This window comes from Chloroflexota bacterium, from assembly GCA_016219275.1.
Classification (GTDB): Bacteria; Chloroflexota; Anaerolineae; order UBA4142; family UBA4142; genus JACRBM01.
Map to the genome: position 1 here is coordinate 70,240 of JACRBM010000105.1, position 20,855 is coordinate 91,094.

At 56.9% G+C, this 20,855-nt stretch carries 14 protein-coding genes; 13 read left to right on the forward strand and 1 reads right to left on the reverse strand.

The annotated features are described in order from the left end of the window. Positions 1-424 precede the first annotated feature (424 nt). The 13 genes from HY868_27470 to HY868_27530 all read left to right on the forward strand — a co-directional run bounded on the left by HY868_27470 (position 425) and on the right by HY868_27530 (position 19,930). Entirely contained in the window at positions 425-1,183 is a 759-nt protein-coding gene (locus HY868_27470; protein MBI5305899.1) for a glycosyltransferase family 2 protein, read from the forward strand. Further along, positions 1,183-2,187: a site-specific DNA-methyltransferase gene (locus HY868_27475; protein MBI5305900.1), complete on the forward strand. Its 1,005-nt coding sequence runs from the start codon at positions 1,183-1,185 to the stop codon at positions 2,185-2,187. The genes HY868_27470 and HY868_27475 overlap by 1 nt, the downstream gene beginning before the upstream one ends. A gap of 55 nt (positions 2,188-2,242) precedes the next feature. Further along, positions 2,243-2,878 (forward strand): restriction endonuclease, encoded by a 636-nt coding sequence (locus HY868_27480; GenBank protein ID MBI5305901.1) that lies wholly within the window; start codon positions 2,243-2,245, stop codon positions 2,876-2,878. 45 nt (positions 2,879-2,923) lie between these two features. Then, a complete protein-coding gene (locus HY868_27485; protein MBI5305902.1) occupies positions 2,924-3,916 on the forward strand; it encodes an NAD-dependent epimerase/dehydratase family protein in 993 nt (330 codons plus the stop codon). Positions 3,917-3,952: 36 nt separating this feature from the next. Continuing rightward, positions 3,953-5,056 carry a DegT/DnrJ/EryC1/StrS family aminotransferase gene (locus HY868_27490; GenBank protein MBI5305903.1) on the forward strand — a complete coding sequence of 368 codons (1,104 nt, stop codon included), beginning with the start codon at positions 3,953-3,955 and terminating at the stop codon, positions 5,054-5,056. 88 nt (positions 5,057-5,144) lie between these two features. Continuing rightward, positions 5,145-5,540 carry an EamA family transporter gene (locus HY868_27495; protein ID MBI5305904.1) on the forward strand — a complete coding sequence of 132 codons (396 nt, stop codon included), beginning with the start codon at positions 5,145-5,147 and terminating at the stop codon, positions 5,538-5,540. Further along, positions 5,537-7,930 (forward strand): glycosyltransferase family 39 protein, encoded by a 2,394-nt coding sequence (locus HY868_27500; GenBank protein MBI5305905.1) that lies wholly within the window; start codon positions 5,537-5,539, stop codon positions 7,928-7,930. The genes HY868_27495 and HY868_27500 overlap by 4 nt, the downstream gene beginning before the upstream one ends. A gap of 171 nt (positions 7,931-8,101) precedes the next feature. Further along, the gene (locus tag HY868_27505; GenBank protein ID MBI5305906.1) at positions 8,102-9,340 is read left to right on the forward strand and encodes a hypothetical protein; all 1,239 of its coding nucleotides are present in this window, start codon (positions 8,102-8,104) and stop codon (positions 9,338-9,340) included. Positions 9,341-9,421: 81 nt separating this feature from the next. Continuing rightward, positions 9,422-10,480: a hypothetical protein gene (locus tag HY868_27510; GenBank protein ID MBI5305907.1), complete on the forward strand. Its 1,059-nt coding sequence runs from the start codon at positions 9,422-9,424 to the stop codon at positions 10,478-10,480. Between the two features lie 66 nt (positions 10,481-10,546). Beyond that, positions 10,547-11,587: a low-specificity L-threonine aldolase gene (ltaE, locus tag HY868_27515; protein MBI5305908.1), complete on the forward strand. Its 1,041-nt coding sequence runs from the start codon at positions 10,547-10,549 to the stop codon at positions 11,585-11,587. Between the two features lie 271 nt (positions 11,588-11,858). Next, a complete protein-coding gene (locus HY868_27520; protein MBI5305909.1) occupies positions 11,859-13,460 on the forward strand; it encodes a hypothetical protein in 1,602 nt (533 codons plus the stop codon). After that, positions 13,457-18,571 carry a GAF domain-containing protein gene (locus HY868_27525; protein ID MBI5305910.1) on the forward strand — a complete coding sequence of 1,705 codons (5,115 nt, stop codon included), beginning with the start codon at positions 13,457-13,459 and terminating at the stop codon, positions 18,569-18,571. The genes HY868_27520 and HY868_27525 overlap by 4 nt, the downstream gene beginning before the upstream one ends. A gap of 231 nt (positions 18,572-18,802) precedes the next feature. Beyond that, positions 18,803-19,930 carry a GGDEF domain-containing protein gene (locus HY868_27530; protein ID MBI5305911.1) on the forward strand — a complete coding sequence of 376 codons (1,128 nt, stop codon included), beginning with the start codon at positions 18,803-18,805 and terminating at the stop codon, positions 19,928-19,930. Positions 19,931-19,978: 48 nt separating this feature from the next. On the opposite strand, the gene HY868_27535 is transcribed toward HY868_27530, so the two are convergent. Further along, a complete protein-coding gene (locus HY868_27535) occupies positions 19,979-20,821 on the reverse strand; it encodes a DUF333 domain-containing protein (GenBank protein MBI5305912.1) in 843 nt (280 codons plus the stop codon). Positions 20,822-20,855: the final 34 nt, after the last annotated feature.

Below are 20,855 nucleotides of genomic sequence, written 5' to 3' on the forward strand. Positions count from 1 at the left end.
ATCGTATTGAAATCGGTTGGTACGACGCACAAGATTTTTCGCGGCTCCAGGTGCTCGATGCGAACGGTATCCCGACTAGCGACCATATCATTCTGCAAACAAGTTTACTCGTGCAATAGTTGCGAACCGACAGCTGTCCTGCGTAACGTTTTGAGCTTTTGCGAACGCTCACTCATCGTTGCACTAATGGCGGTTCTAACCGCCAGCTCATCGTAGTGATCGTTGTTGAAAAACTCGGTTTTTACGCTCGAAAACGAAGATTCTGAAATAGCGGAAGGTGAAAAACCTTTACGATGAGCTGTCGGTTGCAAAGGTACGAAAGCTACACGATGAGCTGTCGGTAAAATCGTTACGATGAGCTGTCGGCTCGCAACTACTTGAATAGTTGAACTATGCAACTATCCACCCATCTAACCACCCAACTATGAAACCCAGCATTAGTGTTTTCTTTCCGTGCTACAACGACGCGGGCACGATTCCGACGATGGTCATTCGCGCGATTCAGACGTTGCGCGAGATCACCGACACGTACGAGGTCATCGTCGTCAACGACGCCAGCCCGGACGATTCCGCGCGCGTGCTCAATGAACTCTCGTGCATTTTGCCGCCGGAATTTCGACTCATCACGCATCCGGAAAATCGCGGGTATGGCGGCGTGTTGCGCACGGGGATTGCCGCCGCGAAAATGGATTGGATTTTCTACACCGACGGCGACGCGCAGTACGACGTGCGTGAGTTGAAACTGCTCGCCGAAAAAATCTCGGATGATGTGGATTTCATCAACGGTTGGAAAATCAAACGGCGCGATCCCTTGCATCGGATTTGGATTGGGATGGCGTACCAGTACTTTGTCAAGGTGATGTTCGGCTTGAAGATTCGCGACGTGGATTGCGATTTTCGTTTGATGCGCCGCGCGATCTTCGATGTGGTGCAACTCGAATCCGACACTGGCTCGATCACATTCGAGATGGTGAAAAAAGCGCAGGACGCCGGTTATCGTTTCGTCGAGGTGCCGGTGCGCCATTTTTACCGGCAGTACGGCGAATCCCAGTTTTTCAATTTCCCGCGTGTCGCGCGCACGCTCGTCGCGCTGATGCGTTGGTGGTGGCGACTCGTCGTCAAACAAGAAGCGGTGAAAGAGTATCGCGCGAAACGTGCAAGCCAAATGGTGGAGAGCAGGTAATGAAGGATATGCCACTCTTTGTAAGAACAAAACAAATTGAAAACCACTTCAGGGTTGACGCAAAGATTGTTTTGTATCACGGCGCGGTCGAAGATTTTCTTGTCACGTTGCCAGATGCTACAGCACAACTCATTATCACTTCACCACCATATAATTTGGGCAAAGAGTACGAAAGCCGCGTCTCAATCGAAAAATATCTTGAAACGCAATCCCAAGTCATTACTCAATTATGCCGCGTTCTTCGCGACGACGGGAGCATCTGTTGGCAAGTTGGCAATTTTGTCGAAGATGGCGAAGTATATCCGCTTGATATTTATTACTATGGCATTTTCAAAAAATTAGGGTTGGCTCTACGCAATAGAATCGTATGGCATTTTGAACACGGCTTGCACGCGTCAAAACGTTTTTCAGGACGATACGAAACGATTCTCTGGTTTACCAAAAGCGACAGATATGTTTTTAATCTAGATCCGGTTCGCGTCCCATCCAAGTATCCGGGCAAGCGTCATTTCAAAGGTCCGAACAAAGGCAAACCATCGGGTAATCCACTTGGAAAAAATCCTTCCGACATTTGGCAAGTTGTCGCGCAGGATTGGGAAGAAGAACTTTGGAATATCCCAAATGTCAAAGCGAATCATCCCGAAAAAACCATTCACCCGTGTCAATTCCCCATTGAACTAGTTGAACGTTGTGTTCTCGCGCTGACGAATGAAGGTGATTGGGTTTTCGATCCGTACGCCGGCGTTGGCTCAACGCTGATTGCCGCGATAAAACACAATCGTCGCGCGATGGGGAGCGAAAAAGAAAAGGAGTACGTGGATATTTCTCACGAACGCATAGCAGCGTATTTCAACGGTGAATTGAAAATTCGTCCGCTGGGCAAACCTGTTTTTGTACCAACAGGAACAGAGAAGGTTGCACAGATCCCTGATGAATGGAAAAACCTTGCCCACAAGAAACTCATGGAGAAGAAGTCAGCATATAAACGAGCAAGGCAAAAATAACTTGATTGGAATTTGCCAAGCAAAAACTCAAACGATTCACAAGGAGTCTGACGAGATGAAAATCGCACAGAAATATTCTCACTTGAATGGCGAAGAGTACTTGATCGTTCACCACAAAAAACTTTATGATGAAATAGTTCAAACCATCGAAAATGTTGACGCGAGAAAGGTCTTGACCAAGGTAAGTCAAGAAAAAACGATGCTCGGACAATTGCTTTACAGTCCTGTGGAACTCAACAAAGCATTTGATGACAAATTATCCAAACTCGGATGGAAAGAAAGTAGATATCAGTACTACGTCACAACTGACCCAAAATTGATGCAGACATTGATTCCACTTTCATATGCGGAGCAAAAGAAACTGCACGAGTCTCACGGAGTCAAAGACCCCATCTCATCTTACAAGCAAACAGATTTCGTGAAGGAACAGATTGCGATAGAAGTCCAATTTGGAAAATATGCTTTCGTCGCATTTGATCTTTTCGTGAAACATTTACTATTCTATTCTGGGGGATTAATCAATCTTGGCATCGAAGTATTGCCTACGAAGAAAATGCAAGCAAAAATGAGCAGCGGTATCGCTTACTTCGAAGGCGAGGTTTACAATATTTTGAGACATGGTCGCAATAATCCAGCCGTACCGCTGCTGATATTGGGCATTGAGCCACCAGAACTGAGCGAAGTCAAATAATGGATCGGCGAAGTGATCATTGATCGGCAACCTGTGATTGGATCTATGGACTATTCAACTACCCTGACTAACAAAGACTGCCTCATTACCGGCGGACTCGGCTTTGTCGGCTCGAACCTCGCGCGACGCTTGGTTGATCTCGGCGCGCGCGTCACGCTGGTGGACTCGCTCATCCCGGAGTACGGCGGCAACCTGTTCAACATCGCCGGCATCGAGGACAAGGTGCGCGTGAACATCGCCGACGTGCGCGATGAGTACTCGATGGACTATCTCGTGCAAGGACGCGATTATCTCTTCAATCTCGCCGGGCAAACCTCGCACCTCGATTCGATGCGCGATCCGTACACCGATCTCGAAATCAACTGCCGCGCGCAACTCTCGATCCTCGAAGCGTGCCGCAAACAGAACCCGCGCGTCAAGATCGTCTTCACCAGCACGCGCCAAATCTACGGCAAGCCGGATTATTTGCCGGTAGACGAACGTCATCTTTTGCATCCGACCGATGTGAACGGCATCAACAAGATGGCGGGTGAGTGGTATCACATCCTCTACAACAACGTCTACGGCATTCGCGCGGTGTCATTGCGAATGACGAACACGTACGGTCCACGGATGCGCGTCAAGGATGCGCGCCAGACGTTCCTCGGTGTTTGGATCAAACGATTGATTGACGGCGAGCCGATTGAAATCTGGGGTGATGGAATGCAGATTCGCGATTTCAACTACGTGGACGATTTTATTGACGCGATGCTTTTCGCCGCGACGACCGACGAGGTGAACGGACAGATTTTCAACCTGGGTAGCGAGGAGACGATCAACTTTCGTGACCTTGCTGAGTTGTGCATCGAGATCAATGGCGGCGGAAGTTACACGATCATTCCGTACCCTGCTGACCGCAAGCCGATTGATATTGGCGATTATTACGCCGACTATCGCAAGATTCGCGGTAAACTGGGTTGGACGCCGCGCGTGAACTTGCGCGCAGGACTCAAACGTACGCTCGATTTTTATCGCGAGCACAAAGAACGTTATTGGTAATTACCAACTACCAATTACTATTTCCTCCGGGGTGTTATGATTCCATTTTTCGATCTTACCAAACAGTACGCCTCGATCCAATCTGAACTTGACGATGCCGCGCTGCGCGTGATGAAGAGCGGCTGGTTCATTCTCGGACCCGAAGTCAGCGCATTCGAAAAAGAATTCGCCGAGTACATCGGTACGCACCACACGATTGGTGTCGGCTCGGGCACCGAAGCGATTCACCTGGCGTTGCTCGCGCTCGGCGTCGGCGCGGGCGACGAAGTGATCACCGTACCGAACACCGCGGTCGCCACCGTCGCGGCAATCGAACTGACTGGCGCGCGCGCGGTGCTGTGCGATGTACTCCAAGACACGATGTTGATGGATGTCGCCTCGCTCGAACGCGCGATCACACCGCGTACGAAAGCGATCATCCCTGTTCACCTGTTCGGGCAGAGTTGCGATCTCGATCCAATTTTCGAACTCGCGCGCGCCAAAAATATTCGCGTGCTCGAAGATTGCGCGCAGGCGCATGGCGCGACGTACCTCGGTAAACGCGTTGGCTCGCTGGGTGACATTGCCATATTCAGTTTCTACCCGACGAAAAACCTGGGTGCGTACGGCGACGGCGGCGCGATCACGACGAACGATGCCGCGCTTGCCGAGCGCGTCAATCTGTTGCGGCAGTACGGTTGGCGCGAACGCTACGCGAGCGACATCAAAGGGATGAACTCGCGGCTCGACGAAATGCAAGCCGCGATCCTACGCGTGAAACTGCGCCACCTCGATGCGTGGAACGCGGCGCGCCGCGAACGCGCGGCGCTCTACACAGAACTGCTGCGTACCGTCACGCCGCCGCGCGAAATGGCGTACGGACAAGCAGTGCATCATTTGTACGTGATTCAATCCACGCGCCGCGACGAACTCGGCGCGCATCTCAAAGCGCGCGGCATCGGCACGGCGATTCACTATCCGCAAATGATTCATCGCCAAGCCGCGTACAAAAACCTGGGTTATGGGCAAGGCAGTCTGCCCGTGTCTGAAAAACTTGAGCGCGCGATTTTATCGCTTCCGCTCTATCCCGAACTGCCGCTCGACGATGTACGCCTAGTGGCAAATGCAGTTAATCAGTTTGATAATTCGGTAGTGCGATAGTGTGATGGTGCGCTAGTGCGGTAGTTGAATCTTCCAGACTATCGCACTATCGTACTATCCAACTATTGCACTTGTCTTGGAGGATCCTTTGTCTCGTGAAACCCTCACCGCCTTGCTGTGGCTCATTCCCGCGATCCTGTTCAGCACGACTGGCGAATTATTTTTGAAACGCGGGATGAACGAAATCGGCGCGCTCGATTTCACCTCGGTCGGCACGATCATTCCCACCTTTTTGAGGATGGCGCTGAATTACAACTTGTGGCTTGGGTTCGCTGGGTTTATGGGCGGTTCGATCTTTTGGCTCTCGGTGATTTCGCGCGTGCCGCTCTCGCTGGCGTACCCGATGCTCGCGTTGAGTTACGTCATCGTCGTCATTGAGTCGTGGATCATTCTCGGCGAGGGCTTGCATCCGCTGCGACTCATCGGCTCCGTTGTCGTCGGTATCGGCGTCGCGCTCGTTGGGTTGAGCGGAGCGGAGCAGTGAGCGTTGACCGCCGCCGACTGACCGCCGACCGCCGTCTGCCTTTTGCTTTCGGCGGTCATTTGTTTGCGCCTATCGCGATCTATACTATTGTGCTCGTCGCGTTCTTTTTGCGCGTCTATCGTCTGGGCGACCAGAATGTTTGGTGGGACGAGGGCTGGAGCATCTGGCTTTCGCAAAAAGATTTTGCGTGGATCGCGTGGCGCACCGCGATGGACGAGCATCCGCCGCTCCATTACTGGTTGCTCCATTTTTGGAATTTCGTCGCGGGGACAAATGTGTTCGCGGGGCGATTCGTCTCGGTCGCGTTTGGCGTGCTTACGATTGCGTTGATCTATCGCATCGGCAACCTTGCGAAGGTTCTAAAACCTTCGCAAGGTTGGGTGGTTGGCATGCTCGCCGCGTTGTTTCTCGCCACCGCGCGGTTTCACATCTGGTGGTCGCAGGACATCAAGAATTATACGCCCTCGATTTTCTTTGCGTTTGTCGCGGTGTGGTTTGGAATTGAAAGTTGGAAATTGGAAGTTGGAAATTGGAGAGCGCGCCCAATCTGGCGACCCATCATCGCCTACGCGCTCTGCGCCGCGCTTGCAATGTGGACGCACTATCTCGCCGCGCTCGTTCTGATCGCGCTCAATCTCTACGCGGTCTTGGTCTTCGTCCGCGCATTTTACGTTTCACGTTTCGCGCATCGCGCATTTCCCAATTTGCCATTTGCCATTCGCAATTGGCTGATTGCCAACACACTTGCCGCGGCGCTTTTCGCACCCTGGATGTACCTATACCTACAAAACGCCGCGTCGTGGAGCGCCGCGCCCGTATTCGATTTCGTTTTGTTCCTCCAACTGGTCGCCACCGTCCTCCCGCTCGGCGTCACGACGAACATCGAGAATTATACCGCGCTGACGATTGGCATGACCATCATTGCTGGGCTAGGGATTTTTGTGAATTCACAATTCGCAATTCGTAATTCAAAACCCGACCGCGCGAACACGAATTCTAAATTACGAATTACGAATCACGAATTGCTCTTTGCCCTCATCGTCGTCATCCCGCCCCTTCTCGTCTACGCGCTCTCGCTCACACCCGTCGCGTTCTTTGCGCCGAAAATCCAGGCGCGCTATTTGCTCGTGCTCGCGCCGGCGTACGCGATGCTTCTCGCGTTCGGCGTCGCATTTCTTTCGCGATTTTCGCGTGCTTTCGCGATTATCGCGATCCTGTTCGTCCTGGGCGCGAACGCGTTTGTGCTGAACGATTACTATGCCGAGCGCCGGTTGCGCGATGAATACGCGACGCTCGCGAACACGATCAACGCGTTCGCGCGGCAAGGCGATTTGATTTTGCTCGACACCGATCAGGAATGGCCCACGTTCCTGTACTATTTGCGTTATCCGCTCGACTGGCTCGGCGTACCGAATGGCAAGCCGATGAACGCAAGCGATGCGGACGCGCTGGTGCGCCGCGCCTTGAATCGCAACCGCGCGGTCTGGCTCGTCTCGAATCCGGACGCGCTCGTGACCGATCCGCAGAAATTGCTCCAAGCGCGACTCGCACACGAATTGCCCAAGCAACTCGAACGTACGATTGGCGACAAACGGCTGGTGTTGCACGCGCCGGACACGCGCGATTGGGTCGCCATCGCGCCGGAGAATTTCGCACCGCAGTATGCGCGCGTCGAAAAAATCAACGACACTTTACAATTGCTGGGTTTTGATCTGCCGACGCGCGAGGTCAACGCCGGCGACACGCTTCGCCTTGTCACGTACTGGCGCGCGAGGTTGCCGGCGCAAGTGTCGGTGCGCGTGACCGGTCTTGTCACAACATCACTGCAAATGCCAAGCGGCGAGTACTTGCGTTACGAAAACGATTTTGCGATTCCCCCCAACGCGTTAGGCGAGTTTGCGTTGATGGTCAATCAACTGGAACTTGCGCGCATCCACATCGAACCACGCGCGAGCGCTACGCGTGTGAACAACATCGCGCATCCAACCAATTATCGTTTTGGCGATTCGCTTCATCTCGCCGGTTACCAATTACCGATTACCAATTACCGCGCGGGCGACACAATGCCAATCACCTTGTTCTGGCGCGCCGATCAACACATCGAAAAGAGTTACACCGCGTTCGTGCATCTTGTCGGCGCGCAGTTCAATCCCAAGCACTCTCCGAGCAATCCGCTGTGGGGACAGGTGGACCGTGTTCCATCGCCGCCGACGAACGCGTGGCTACCCGGCGAATTCGTTCCCGACGCGTATCGCATCGCGATTGACGCGGACGCGCCGCCGGGCAAATATCAAATCGAAATCGGTCTATACGATCCGGCGACCGGCGCGCGCTTGCCGACGGACACGGGTGATGCGGTCGTCATTGCAGGAATAGAAATAACACGATGACCCACCCCCAGCCCTCCCCCGTTCGCCACGCTTCGCGCCAGGCGAACAGGGGAGGGAGCAAGTTCCCTCCCCTGCGAATGCGGGGGAGGGTTAGGGTGGGGGTTCGCTTCATGCACGCATTGACCGATTGACTAAAAATCCAATTAACCTATACTTGGCTCGGAGGCAAGGTTGTTTCGACAAATCGTTGCAATCATTTTTGTTTTGCAGATGACAAGCGCGTGCATGTCCGGCGCGTTGCTCGACAACGTGTCGGTCACGCCCGACGCGATTTCGCCGCGCGCGGGGAGTGACAATGCCGCGGCGGCGATTCATTATCGCGTTGGACGCGAGGCAACCGTTTCGATTTACCTGCAAGACGCGCAAGGCAAGCAACACATTTTCCGCGCGGCGCAACCGCGCGTTGCCGGCGAGTACGACGCGACCTTCACCGGCGCGATCAACGACCGCGTGCTGCCCGATGGCAAGTACACGATTGTGATCGAAGCGAAAGACGCGGCGGGGCAAATCGCGCAAGCTGCGAAATCGCTCACGATCACGCAAGCCGATTCGATTGCGCCCGAGTTGCAAAACTTTACGGTTTTCCCAGATACATTCACGCCGAACCAGGATGGTATTGCCGACCGCGTGATCATTCGCTATTTTCTCACCAAAGCGGCAAAGGTAGACGTGTATCTCAGCGACGGCAAACAACGCTATGAGGTCGCGGAGAAAAAGACGACGCTCAATATCAAGGACGGCTATACCCAGCCCGGCGCGCACGAGTACGATTACGACGGCGGAATTGATTTGCTTGCGACGCCGCCGCCCGACGGCACGTACACCGTCATCGCCGACGCGGTGGACGCGGTGGGCAATCGCGTGCGCGCCGAAAAAAAGTTGACGATCAAGGACAGCGGCATTCCGCGCGCGACGATTTCTAACGGCGGCGTCGAGTGGGGACCGAAGGGATTGCCGAGTTTGAGAATCGAGCCGACCGCGATTCTCGTGCCGCTCGGCGAAACGGTGACATTCACCGTGACGGTACAAAACGTCGGACCCGTACCGCTTCGCACCAAAGGTCCGGAGCCGGGCGCGCTCTACACGACGAGCGAAAATTTCAACACGAAGAAATTTTTCGAAGAGCCGGGCGTGTGGCGCGTCGGTCTCGATTACGATGGAAACAGCGCGGGACGTTCGTATCCGTTCCGTTGGCAAATCGGTTCGAGCAAGGAATTGACGCGTGTCGTGCTGGATGGCAAAGAGTATTTTTATCTGATGCCTGGTCAACGCGTCACGGTGAGCGGCTCGCTGCGCATCGTGGACAAACCGCCGCGCGTGAACGTATATCACTGGGTCGGGTTGATTCAAGAAGATGTTCGTATCGTGGAAGACCGCGTGGAACCGAAACAAGTGACCGTGGAATTTTAGGGTTTGAAAAAGAACAGAGCAAGGAACAAATGACAAAAGCCAATTGTTGGACCTTGGTCATTTGTCATTGAAAGGAGTCTCATGTCTTTCCTCTCTTCGCTTTTCGATTTGCTCGCGCGTCTTTTCAATCCTTCGCCGCCGCCGCCGCCGCCGCCGCCGATACCGCCCGAAGCGGGCGAGTTGACGCCGCTTGCGCCGCGCGTGTTGATGATTACGTACAATCCGACAGTCAACCCGGCGACCGGCAAGAAATTGATTCAGGAATTGAACTGGAACGATCCTGAAACGCTCGCGCAAGGATACATTACGGATTTGCGTGAGAGTAGCGGCGGCTTGGTGAATTATCAAATCGTCGAGCGCATCGAGGTGGACGAGTTTCCGAAAAAAGAAAGCGGATTCGTCTACGATCCGCAACAGTTCGTCAGCGCGTATCGCGCGGGCGGCGCGGGACTCGATCCTGGGATGGTGGACTATCAAGCCATTCTCGCCAAGTTCAACATCCTTGCGCGCGTGGCGAATAACGAGATAGATGAAGTATGGATTTGGAATTTTCCGGGCGCGGGCTTTTACGAATCTACGATGGGTGGCAAGGGCGCGTTCTTTTGCAATTCGAATCCCCTGCCTAACACCGAGACGTGCCCGCGTCGTTTTGTGGTGATGGGTTTTAGTTTCGAACGCGGCAACGGCGAGATGCTGGAAAATCTCGGACACCGCGCCGAATCCATGCTCGCGCGCAAGTTTCATGTGGAAGGATTTGTTGCCAAGACGTATAACGCGGCGGAACGCACTCCCGCTCTGGGCGCGAGTGCGCGCAACGTGTTCGAGCGATTCTTGCTGTTCGATCTGATCGCGCCGGGGCAATCCAACATCGGCACGATTCACTACGCGCCGAACAGTCCTGCGGATTACGAGTGGGGCGTGATGTCGCCGGTGCAATCGTGTTGCGATGATTGGTTGCTGTATCCCGCTTTGCCGAACCCGCCGGTGTTTCGCACGGTGGACGCGCGCGAGTGGGGGAGCGGCGATATTCGCGAGCATCACAAGTGGTGGTTGCGTCACTTGCCCAAAGTGGCTGGCGTGACGAGCGGCATCGCGAATAATTGGTGGAAGTACATTGCGGATCCGAATCAAGTCAAATAATAGAATCCAGGTTTCTCAAAGAAACCTGGATTCTAGTGAAGCTATGGATAAGGAGAATCTACAAAATTGAAACGCATTGATCTGCGGAGCGACACGGTCACGTTGCCGACGCCGCAAATGCGCGCGGCAATGGCAAACGCGGAACTGGGTGACGATGTGTATGGCGAAGACCCGACGGTCAATCGCCTGGAAGAATTGGCGGCGGAACAAATGGGCAAGCCCGCCGCGTTGTTCGTCGCGAGCGGGACGATGGCGAACCTGGTCGCGTTGCTCACGCATTGCGCGCGCGGCGACGAAGTGATCGTGGGCAGTAAAGCGCACATGTTTATCAACGAGGTCGGCGGGATGGCGGCGCTCGGCGGCATTCACCCACGCACTCTGGCGAATCAACCGGATGGCACACTGGTGCTCGACGAGATTGCCAACGCGATTCGCGGCGACAATGTGCATTGGCCCCGCACGCGACTCATCGCGCTGGAGAATACGCACAACCATTGCGGCGGCGCGCCGTTGCCCATCGCGTATCATCGCGCCGTGTTCGATTTGGCGCGCACCCACGATTTGCGCGTGCACATTGACGGCGCGCGCATCTTCAACGCAGCAGTCGCGCTCGGCGCGACGGCGCGCGATTTCGCGCAGTACTCGGACAGCGTATCGTTTTGTCTTTCGAAAGGTTTGAGCGCGCCGGTTGGCTCGCTCTTGTGCGGCGCGCGTGAATTCATCGCCGAGGCGCGGCGCAATCGTAAAATGGTCGGCGGCGGAATGCGCCAAGCCGGCATCCTCGCGGCGGCGGGCATCGTCGCGCTCGCCACGATGGTCGAGCGGCTCGCCGAAGACCACGCGCACGCGCGCTATCTCGCCGAACAACTCGCCGATCTGCCCGGCATAGACCTGGATCCGACAAGTGTCAAGACCAATATCGTGTTCTTTGATTTGACCGGCGGTCTGACGGCGGCGCAAGCGGAAAAGCGGTTGGCGCAGGAGGGCGTGTTGATCGGCGCGTCGGGTGCGCGGCGAATGCGCGCGGTGACGCACTATGGCATCGCGCGTGCGGACATTGAGGATGTGTTGGGCGTGATCCGACGTGTGATGCAGGGAGCGGTTTGAACATCGGGGACAAGTTTGCGCGACTTGTCCCCGCTTGCGTCTTGAGGGAAGAAAAAGTCGAGCACTAGGAACAATGGCTGACTCGACTAGGAATTCTTGTGGATTGGCAAGTGAGGCGTTGCGTGCGATGATGGCAGAGTGGTACAACCGTGACTAGCGCGAATTCCGGTTTGGTTTACAGTATGGTAAAGACGTTCGCGAAGCGTGCAACGTCTCTACGATACCGACCGCAAATCAAGATGGAATCTGCTCTAGTTCAAGGAGATGGGCGATGTTAAGCTTTTCGTTCCGTTCAACGCGGCTATCTCGCGCGCTTTTCGTTCGGTTAAGTTGGGTGCTTTTTGTGCTGACGCTGGTCGCGTGCGCGAATAATCCGTTCGCGCCAACGCTCGCGGTCAAAGGCGGCGACGGCGAATTTCGCGTGGTGTTATTCACCGAGCCGGTGAGTCTCAATCCTAATTTGCGTTCGGACGACGGCGCATTCAGCGTCGCGCAGAACGTGTACAACAAACTGCTCACGCTCGACGCGGACTATCGCGTGATTCCCGATCTCGCGGAAACCTGGGAGGTCTCTGCCGATGGTCTGACGTACACGTTTCATCTTGCCAAGAATGCGCGGTGGCACGATGGCAAGTCACTCACGTCCGCCGATGTGAAATGGACGTTCGAGGCATTGCGGCAATCGCAGGCGTCCGGCGGCGAAGCCGCCAACCGCATCCTCGCGATCGAAACTCCGGACGCGCAAACGGTGGTCATGCGTTTGAAGCAGGTGTGGTCGCCGTTCATTCCGACGCTCGCGTGGTACGGCACCTTTGTTTTGCCGTCGCATGTTTTTGCCGGCGGCGATTGGACGAAAAATCCGGCGAACGACAAACCGATTGGCACCGGACCGTTCAAATTCGTCGAGTGGGTCAAGGGCGATCACATCACGCTCGCCGCGAATCGCGATTACTTCAAGCGCGGTCCGTACCTCGACCAGGTGACGTACCGGGTGCTCAAAGACTCGTCCACCGCCGGCGATTTGATCGCGCGTGGCGAAGCCGATTACACGTTGGCGCGTCCCGCGTTCGAAACCATCCGCGTGTTGCAAAACGCGCCGGCAGTAATCGTCAAAACCTTTCTGCACCCGGCGCGCTTTTACGCGGGCTTTAATTTCCGGCGCAAGCCATTTGATGACCTGCGCGTGCGCCAGGCGGTTAGCATGGCGCTGGATCGCCCGATGATTGTTGATCGCGCCGTGCTCGGATACGGTATCCCCGGCGAGGGTTTCTACACCCCGGCGATACCCTGGGCATTCGATCCCGAGGCGCGTGTGCCGGATGGCGATATTGCCGCCGCCGAAAAATTGCTCGACCAAGCCGGACTCGCGCGCCACGCGAACGGCACGCGCGCGCAATGGACCTTGCTCGCGTTTAACGCGTCGCCGTTCAAAGAAATCGCGCTGGCGATGCAAACCGATTTGCAGCGCGTCGGCATCGAGCTGGAACCTGTGTTACTCGCGACGACCGATTGGAACGCGCGCGTGTTCACCGAAAAAAATTTCGATCTCGCGCTGACGAACGGCAGTCAGGGTCCCGACCCGGACAATTTGAACTATCGGTTCGGTTCCAAGAGCGGGTATCAGTTTATGGGTTATGCCAATCCAGAGTTGGATGCCGCGTTAGACGAAGGCGCGCGGCTGACGAAATTAGAAGACCGCGCGCGCGCGTATTTTCGCGCCCAGGAAATTCTCGCGCGCGATCTGGTGTTTCTGCCGATCATGGAAAATGTCCAGTTCATCATCTATCGCGCCGACGTCACCGGCTTGCCGCAGGTTCAGGCGCGTGGATTAGTTACCTTTCAGGATTATAGTCTGGTGCGTTTGAAAAAATGATTCGGTTGCTGTCTCGGTTGAATTGGCGTAACTTGCCCCTGGTAACCCAACTTGCCATCCTACTCGTGGCAATGGCGATTGTGCCGCTTGTGCTGGTAACGCTCTACAATGGCGCGGCGCATCGCGACGAATTGTTGGTTGCCGCGCGCGAACGCAACATCTTGCAAGCGCACAATGCCGCCGACGAGATAGACGAATTTCTCGACGATACGCTTGCCGATCTGAGCGTCCTCGCGCGCATGCCCGCGGCGGTCGAATTCTTGCGCGATCCGCAAAATGCCGCGGCGCGCGATGAATTGGCGTTGATATTTGACGAAACGCGCCGCGCGCATACCTACCGCGCAATTCTCCTGACCGATCAAGCCGGTCGTGTGCTCTTCGCGATGCCGACCACGCGGGTCGGTCAAAGTTATCTGACCACACCCGCGTTTCAATCCGCGATTGCCGGCAACACCGCGTTCGACGAGCCGCATAGCGACCCCTTGGAAGATGTGCCTCATTTGCATTTCTCCGCGCCTGTGCGCGCGAATGATGGCGTCGTGTTGGGTACGCTGATCGGCGGATTGCCGATGACGCGTTTTGACGAACTCGCGCGCACACGCCTCGAGTACATGGGGCGCGGCAGTTTCGGTCTCTTGTGGAACGACGCGGGAATTTTACTGAGCGATACCGCGCACCCCGAGCGGCGGTTTCGTCCGCTAGCGCCATTGCCGGCAGATGTCCTCGCCAAGATGATCGCGGAGGAACGCTGGGGACCTGAGACGCGCGAGCGGCTCACCGCGCCATTGAATCATCCCCAACTTGTGGAACGTTCGCGCGAAGTGTTGTACGACGCGACGGCGGACGCGCACGTGCGGGGCGCATTTGGCGATGAGGTAACATCGCATGGCGCTATCGCGCCGCTCCATGGCAAACGCTGGGTGTACGGCGTGTTTACCTCCGAGCCGGTGATATTCGCGGAATTGGACGCGCAGACGAATCGCTCACTCCAAACTGCCTTACTCGTCAGTCTCATCGCGATTGCGAGCGCGGTGCTGGGCGCGCGGTGGTGGGCGCGTCCGTTGCGCCGCGTGACGGACACGGTGCACGCACGTGCCGCCGGCGAGATGACTCGCCGCGTCGGTATGACGACCGGCGATGAAGTGGGACAACTGGCGACTGCCTTCGACGCGATGGCAGACGCGCTTGCCGATCAAGACCGGCAACTGCGCGCGCATGCCGCCGAGTTGGAGCAACGCGTCGCCGAGCGCACCGCGGCGTTGAGCGCGAGTGAAGAACGGTATCGCACGCTCGTCCAGGTTTCCCCCGACGCGATCTCGATGATTGCGGCGAATGGCACGATTCTTTTCTGCAACGATCAACTCGCGCACATTCATGGCTATGCCAGCGCAGACGAATTGATCGGTTTGAACGCGATCCAACTGGTGGCGAAGCAGGATCGCCAACGCATCATTGACAGCGCGCAGAAGCTGGCGCGCGAGAGGGGTGTCAGCACTCTCGAGTGTACCTTGCTCAAAAAAGACGGCACACAGTTTCCTGCCGAGTTACGTTGGACGGCGATGCGCGGTGAAGGTGACAAAACATCCGCCACGATTGGCGTCACGCGCGATATTACCTTGCGGAAGCAAGCCGAGGCGCAACGTCAACTCCAGGTCACCGCGTTGCAAGCCGCGGCGAACGGCATCGTCATTACTGACACGCGCGGAACGATCCAGTGGTGCAACGATGCGTTCGTCGCGATGACCGGCTACGCGATGGACGAAGCCATCGGCAAAGATCCGCGCGACTTGATTTGGTCAGGCAAACAAGCGCGCGAATTTTATCGCGACCTGTGGGACACCGTGCTTGCCGGTCGCGTGTGGTGCGGGCAATTGGTCAATCGGCGCAAAGACGGCGGTGAATACACCGAGGAGATGACGATCACACCGGTGCGCGCGGATGGCGCGGATATCACGCACTTGGTCGCGATCAAGCAAGACGTGACCGCGCGGCAACGCGCGGAAGAAGAGATTCGCCGTCGCGTCGCGTATCAAGCCGCGCTCAACGCGATTTTCACCGCCGCGGTCGAGTCTGCCGCGAACCTCGATGCCGTGTTGAACGTCGCGCTCGACGAGATTCTGCGCGCGCTGGATGCGCCGATTGGCGGCGTGTGGGTTGTGCCGACCAACGGACATGCGCGCGCTTTTGCAATTCGTGGCGTGCCCGCCGAGTTCGAGCAAGTGCAGACACAGATGCACGCCTTGAGCGGAATGGCGTACGAACAATTCGCCGTCGTCAACGATTGGAACCGCGTGGAGCATCCGGTCGCACAGACGATGCGACAATTCGGTTTTCACGCATCGCTGTTGGTGCCGCTGCGCGCACAAGGAAAAACCATCGGCGGGTTGAGTGTGTGCTTGCCGCAACCGCACGGATGGACGGAAGAAGAAACCACGTTTATGCGGACGGTCGGGCAACAACTGGGGATCGTGATCGAGCGCGTGCGGTTGTTCGACGACGCGGAATTGCGCGCCGAACAATTCGGTTTGTTGTATCAAGCCGGTCTCACGGTCAATCGCTCGCTCGATTCGCGCGCGCAACTGGAATCGTTGTGTCAAACCGCGCGCCAAGCCGTCCATGCGGATCACGTGGGTGTCTTTCTCATTTACCCCGCCGAGGAGATGGTGCAGTTTGAATTTGGCGTCGGACTCGATTTGAACCCGTCCACCATGCCTACCTGGGCTTTTCGCGTCGGCGAAGAACGGGGCATCGTCGGACTGGTGGCGAAAACCGGCGCGCCGGTGTACGTGCCCGATGTGACCCAGGATCCGCGTTGGATCAAGCACGGGACGCCGGTGCGTTCGGGCATGTGGATCCCTCTCGTCCACGAAGATGCCGTGCGAGGCGTGATCGTCGTGACGAGTCTCGCGGAAAATGCGTTCACCGCGCAAGACGAAAAACTCCTGACCTTGTTCGCAAGCCAAATCTCGGTCGCGATGGAGAATGCGCGGTTGTATCAAGAGGCGGTGAGCGCGGCGGAACGGCACGATGTTTTGCATTGGGCGAGCCAGGAAATCATCAGCGCAGGCATGGATTTGGAACGCGTCTATATCGCGATTCATCGCGCCGCCGCGCAACTGATGCCGTGCGAAGCGTTCGTCATCGGACTGCGCGACGAGGCGCACGCCGAAAATGTCGCGGTCTATTTGATAGATCGCGGCGGACGTTCGCCGGTCATTCGGACAGTGTCCGATCAGGGCTTGATGGGACAAGTGATTCCGACGGGCAAGCCGGTGCTGATTGACGATTTGCCCGCCGACAACGAGTTCATTCACTTTGGGGACGAGGCGCGTGTGCGCGCTGTGTTAGCCGTGCCGTTGCGCGCCGGCGCCCGCGTGACCGGGATGTTGTCGGTGCAATCGTACCGCCCGCACGTTTACACAGCAGACGACCAGGTGTTACTGGAGATGCTCGCGGCACACGCTGCCGGTGTGCTGGAAAACGCGCGGCTGTTTGAAGAAACGCGGCGGCGGCTTGCCGCGCTCGAAGCGTTGAGCCGAATATCCACCGCGTTACGCGCGGCGCAGTCACTCGATCAGATGATGGCGATATTGCTCGACGAAACGCTGTCCGTGCTTCACGCGCACGCCGCAACGATTTGGCTGTACGATCCCGCCAAGAATCAGTTGGTCCAAGCCGCCGCGCGCGGTTTTCCGGCGGATACGACGCCGCTGAAACCGGGCGAAGGCATTGCCGGGCAGGTTTTTGTGTCGGGGCAAGTGTATCTCTCATCCGATTTCAAGAACGACCCGCGCACCAGCGCGGCGAATCGCACGCGGGTGCCGGACAGATTGCGCGGCGCGGCAGTCCCGATTCGCACCGCGCAAGATTCCATCGGTGTGCTCTTTGTCTCGGTCCAAGAACCGCATCAATTGAGCGAGGATCAGGTGTACATTCTGACCACGCTTGCCGAAATGGCGGGGAGCGCACTGCATCGCCAACGTTTGCACAATCAGACCCAACGTCGTTTGGACCAGGTGCAGGCGTTGCGGACGGTGGACATGGCGATCACATCGTCCATGGACCTGGACGTGACGTTGAGCATTCTGCTTGAGCGCGCGATGATGGGACTGGGCATGGACGGCGCTGATATTCTCGCGTTCAATCCGCATCTGCACGCGTTCGAATTTCGCGCTGGGCGCGGCTTGGGCGTGCGCGACGGCGCGCGGGTCAGCGTGCGCTTGGGCGAAGAACTGGCTGGGACGGCGGCGCTCGAACGACGTGTGTTCGCGCTGGCGGATGTGTCGGCGTACATCAGCCGGCAAGCGTCCGCGCCGATGAGCACACTGACGCGCCATCTCCAAACTGAGTTTGGCGAGAACCTGGGCGCGTACTATGCCGCGCCGCTCATCGCCAAAGGTCAAATCAAAGGCGTGCTCGAATTGTTCCATCGCACGCCGCGCGGCTTGGATGCGGACGGGCAGAATTTTCTCGAAGCCATTGCGAATCAAGCCGCGATTGCGATGGACAACGCGCAACTTTTCCACGACTTGGAACGTTCGAATGTCGAGCTGGCACTGGCGTACGATACGACGATCGAGGGCTGGTCGCGCACGCTCGATCTACGCGACGAAGAGACGGAAGGGCACACGCAACGCGTGACGGAACTGACCGTGCGCCTCGCGCGCGCGATGGGCTTGGACGACGCCGAACTCGTGAACGTCCGGCGCGGCGCGTTGCTCCACGACATCGGCAAGATGGGAGTGCCGGATCAAATCTTGCTCAAGCCCGGTCCGCTCACGGACGCGGAGTGGGAATTGATGCGGCGGCATCCGCTGTACGCGTATCAGTTGCTCGCCCCGATCAAATTCCTGGGTCGCGCCTTGGATATTCCGTACTGTCACCACGAACGCTGGGACGGCGCCGGTTATCCGCGCGGACTCAAGGGCGAACAGATTCCGCTGACCGCGCGCATCTTTGCAGTAGTGGATGTCTGGGACGCGCTCACGTCGGATCGCCCGTACCGCCCGGCGTGGGAGACCACGCGCGTGCGCGAGTATCTTCTCGCGATGAGCGGCAAGCAATTCGACCCGCAAGTCGTCGCCGCATTCGTGCGCCTGATGGCGTGGTAGTTCCTTTCTATAGATGTTGAGATTTGCTTTTGGAAAAAGACGCCCCAAACCCGAAGGGTCTCGGAGACCCTTCGGGTTTGGGATTCCGATTCAATTTCCGCACGTCCAAGCCGCGGCGAATGTCAAAATTTTACTATACCGGACGCCGAATATTCTTGGAATAAATCTGGAAGCGCAGGCAAGAGCATATAGTTGTATGATCTAGGTTGAGGGACTAGTTTGGGAGCAGACATGGCTGATTCGTTTACACGGTGGCTCAAAAATGTTCGACCTGGACACTTTGTAGTAATCTCGATTCTGGCGGCGCTGGTTCTAACGGCAATTTCCAACTCGATCATCATGTTGCTGATGCAAGGCACGATCTCGCCGATCATTTTTTGGTTGGGTGAATTGGATGCCCTGGTCGTCTCGGCGATTATCGCGCCGATCATTATTTCGCGCGTGCGACGCGCGATGAATTTGGAGGACATTAACCAGGGACTCAAGTTCGAGATTGCGGAACGACAGCGCGCCGAAACCGCGTTGCGGCGCAGCGAAGACCGCTGGCGGACGTACATCGAGGAAGCGAACGATTTGATTTTTGCGCTCGGCGCGGACGGCAAGATCACGATGGTCAATCGCGCGGTGTGCCGCACGCTGGGCTACATGGTGCCGGACCTAGTCGGCAGGGACCCGCTTGATTTTGTTGTGCCGGAAAGCCAAGCCGAAGCGCGCGCGATGATGGAAAGAATTTTGCGCGACGCGTCGCTCGACCCGATCCTGATGGAAATGCTGACTCGCGACGGGCGGCGCGTGTCCCTGGAAGTGCGGGGGAGCACTTTTCGCGATGGCGAAGTGGTGACCGGCTCGTTTCACATCGCGCGTGACGTGACCGAACGCCGGCAAGCCGTGCTGCGTTTGGAGTATCTGGGCACGCACGATGCGTTGACGGATTTGTACAATCGCGCGTTCTTTGAAGAAGAACTAAAACGCCTGGAGCACAGCCGCTATTTTCCGGTCAGCATCGTGATGTGCGATGTGAACGGACTCAAAACGACGAACGACCAACAAGGGCACGCCGCCGGCGACGATTTGTTGCGCGGCGCGGCGAACGTGTTGACCGATGCGTTTCGCGGCGACGACATTGTGGCGCGGATCGGCGGCGACGAGTTCGCCGTGCTGTTGCCCAATACGTGCGTGGTCGTCGCACAACGTATGCTCGCGCGCGTGCGACAATCGCTAGCCCGTCACAATGCGGAGGTGACGCTACCGCTGAGTCTGGCGCTCGGCGCGGCGACAGGCGAACGATCCGGCACCTTGCTCAACGTGTTGCGCGAAGCGGACGCGCAAATGTATCGCGACAAGCACGGAGCGAATTGAAACCTTGCGAAGGCGCGAAGTGTAAACCTTCGCAAGGTCGCAGTACGCCTACGGATTGGGCGCAGAGGATTGCGCGCCAGTCACTTGAATCGTCACCGTAAATGTCTCTGCTTTCGGATCGTTCAGGTTCCACGGTTGTTTGTTCGCGAATTTCAACGTCGCGGTGCCCACGCTCGCCGCGGTGAATTTGAACGAGAACTTGCCCCCCGCACCCGGCATGTTCGAAGCAGAAGAGAATTTGAAATCCCCTTGTGGTTTCAGAACCACATCGTTACCAGATTCCAAGCCCCACAAATATCCGGTTGACCCAGGATTGCCTTCGAGCACCACTTCAATGGTAACGCCTTGCGCGATCTTAATCGTCTTGCCATTGTCGGCTTTGGTCAACTGCACCTGGGTTATTTTCGCGCCGGGTTTGCATTCACCGCGTTGGAACGCCCACTCTTCGCATTCGCTCTGGTCGGGGAACACGCAATAGCCGACTTCGCCTTTCGCATCTTTGCGAATCTCGGACTTGCCGCCTTGTTGGACGCAGTACACGGACGCGGGATTCGCCATCGCGGCGATTGGGGCAGTCGTCGGTTTCGCGCCGGGTTTGCACTCGCCGCGTTGGAACGCCCACTCTTCGCATTCGCTCTTGTCGGGGAACACGCAATAACCGACTTCGCCTTTCGCATCTTTGCGAATCTCGGACTTGCCGCCTTGTTGGACGCAGTACACGGACGCGGGATTCGCCATCGAAGCGGAAGGCGCTTGGGTCGGCGGAACCGGAGTTTGCAAATTCACGACGTTCACTGTCGCCGGCGCGGCAGGCGTCGGCGACGAACACGCCGCGATCAGAACGACGAGTAAAGCCAAACTCGCAAGCAAAAAAGTGATGCGCGCTGTCATTGTAATTTCTCCTTTTCAATCGTTGTCGGTAAAG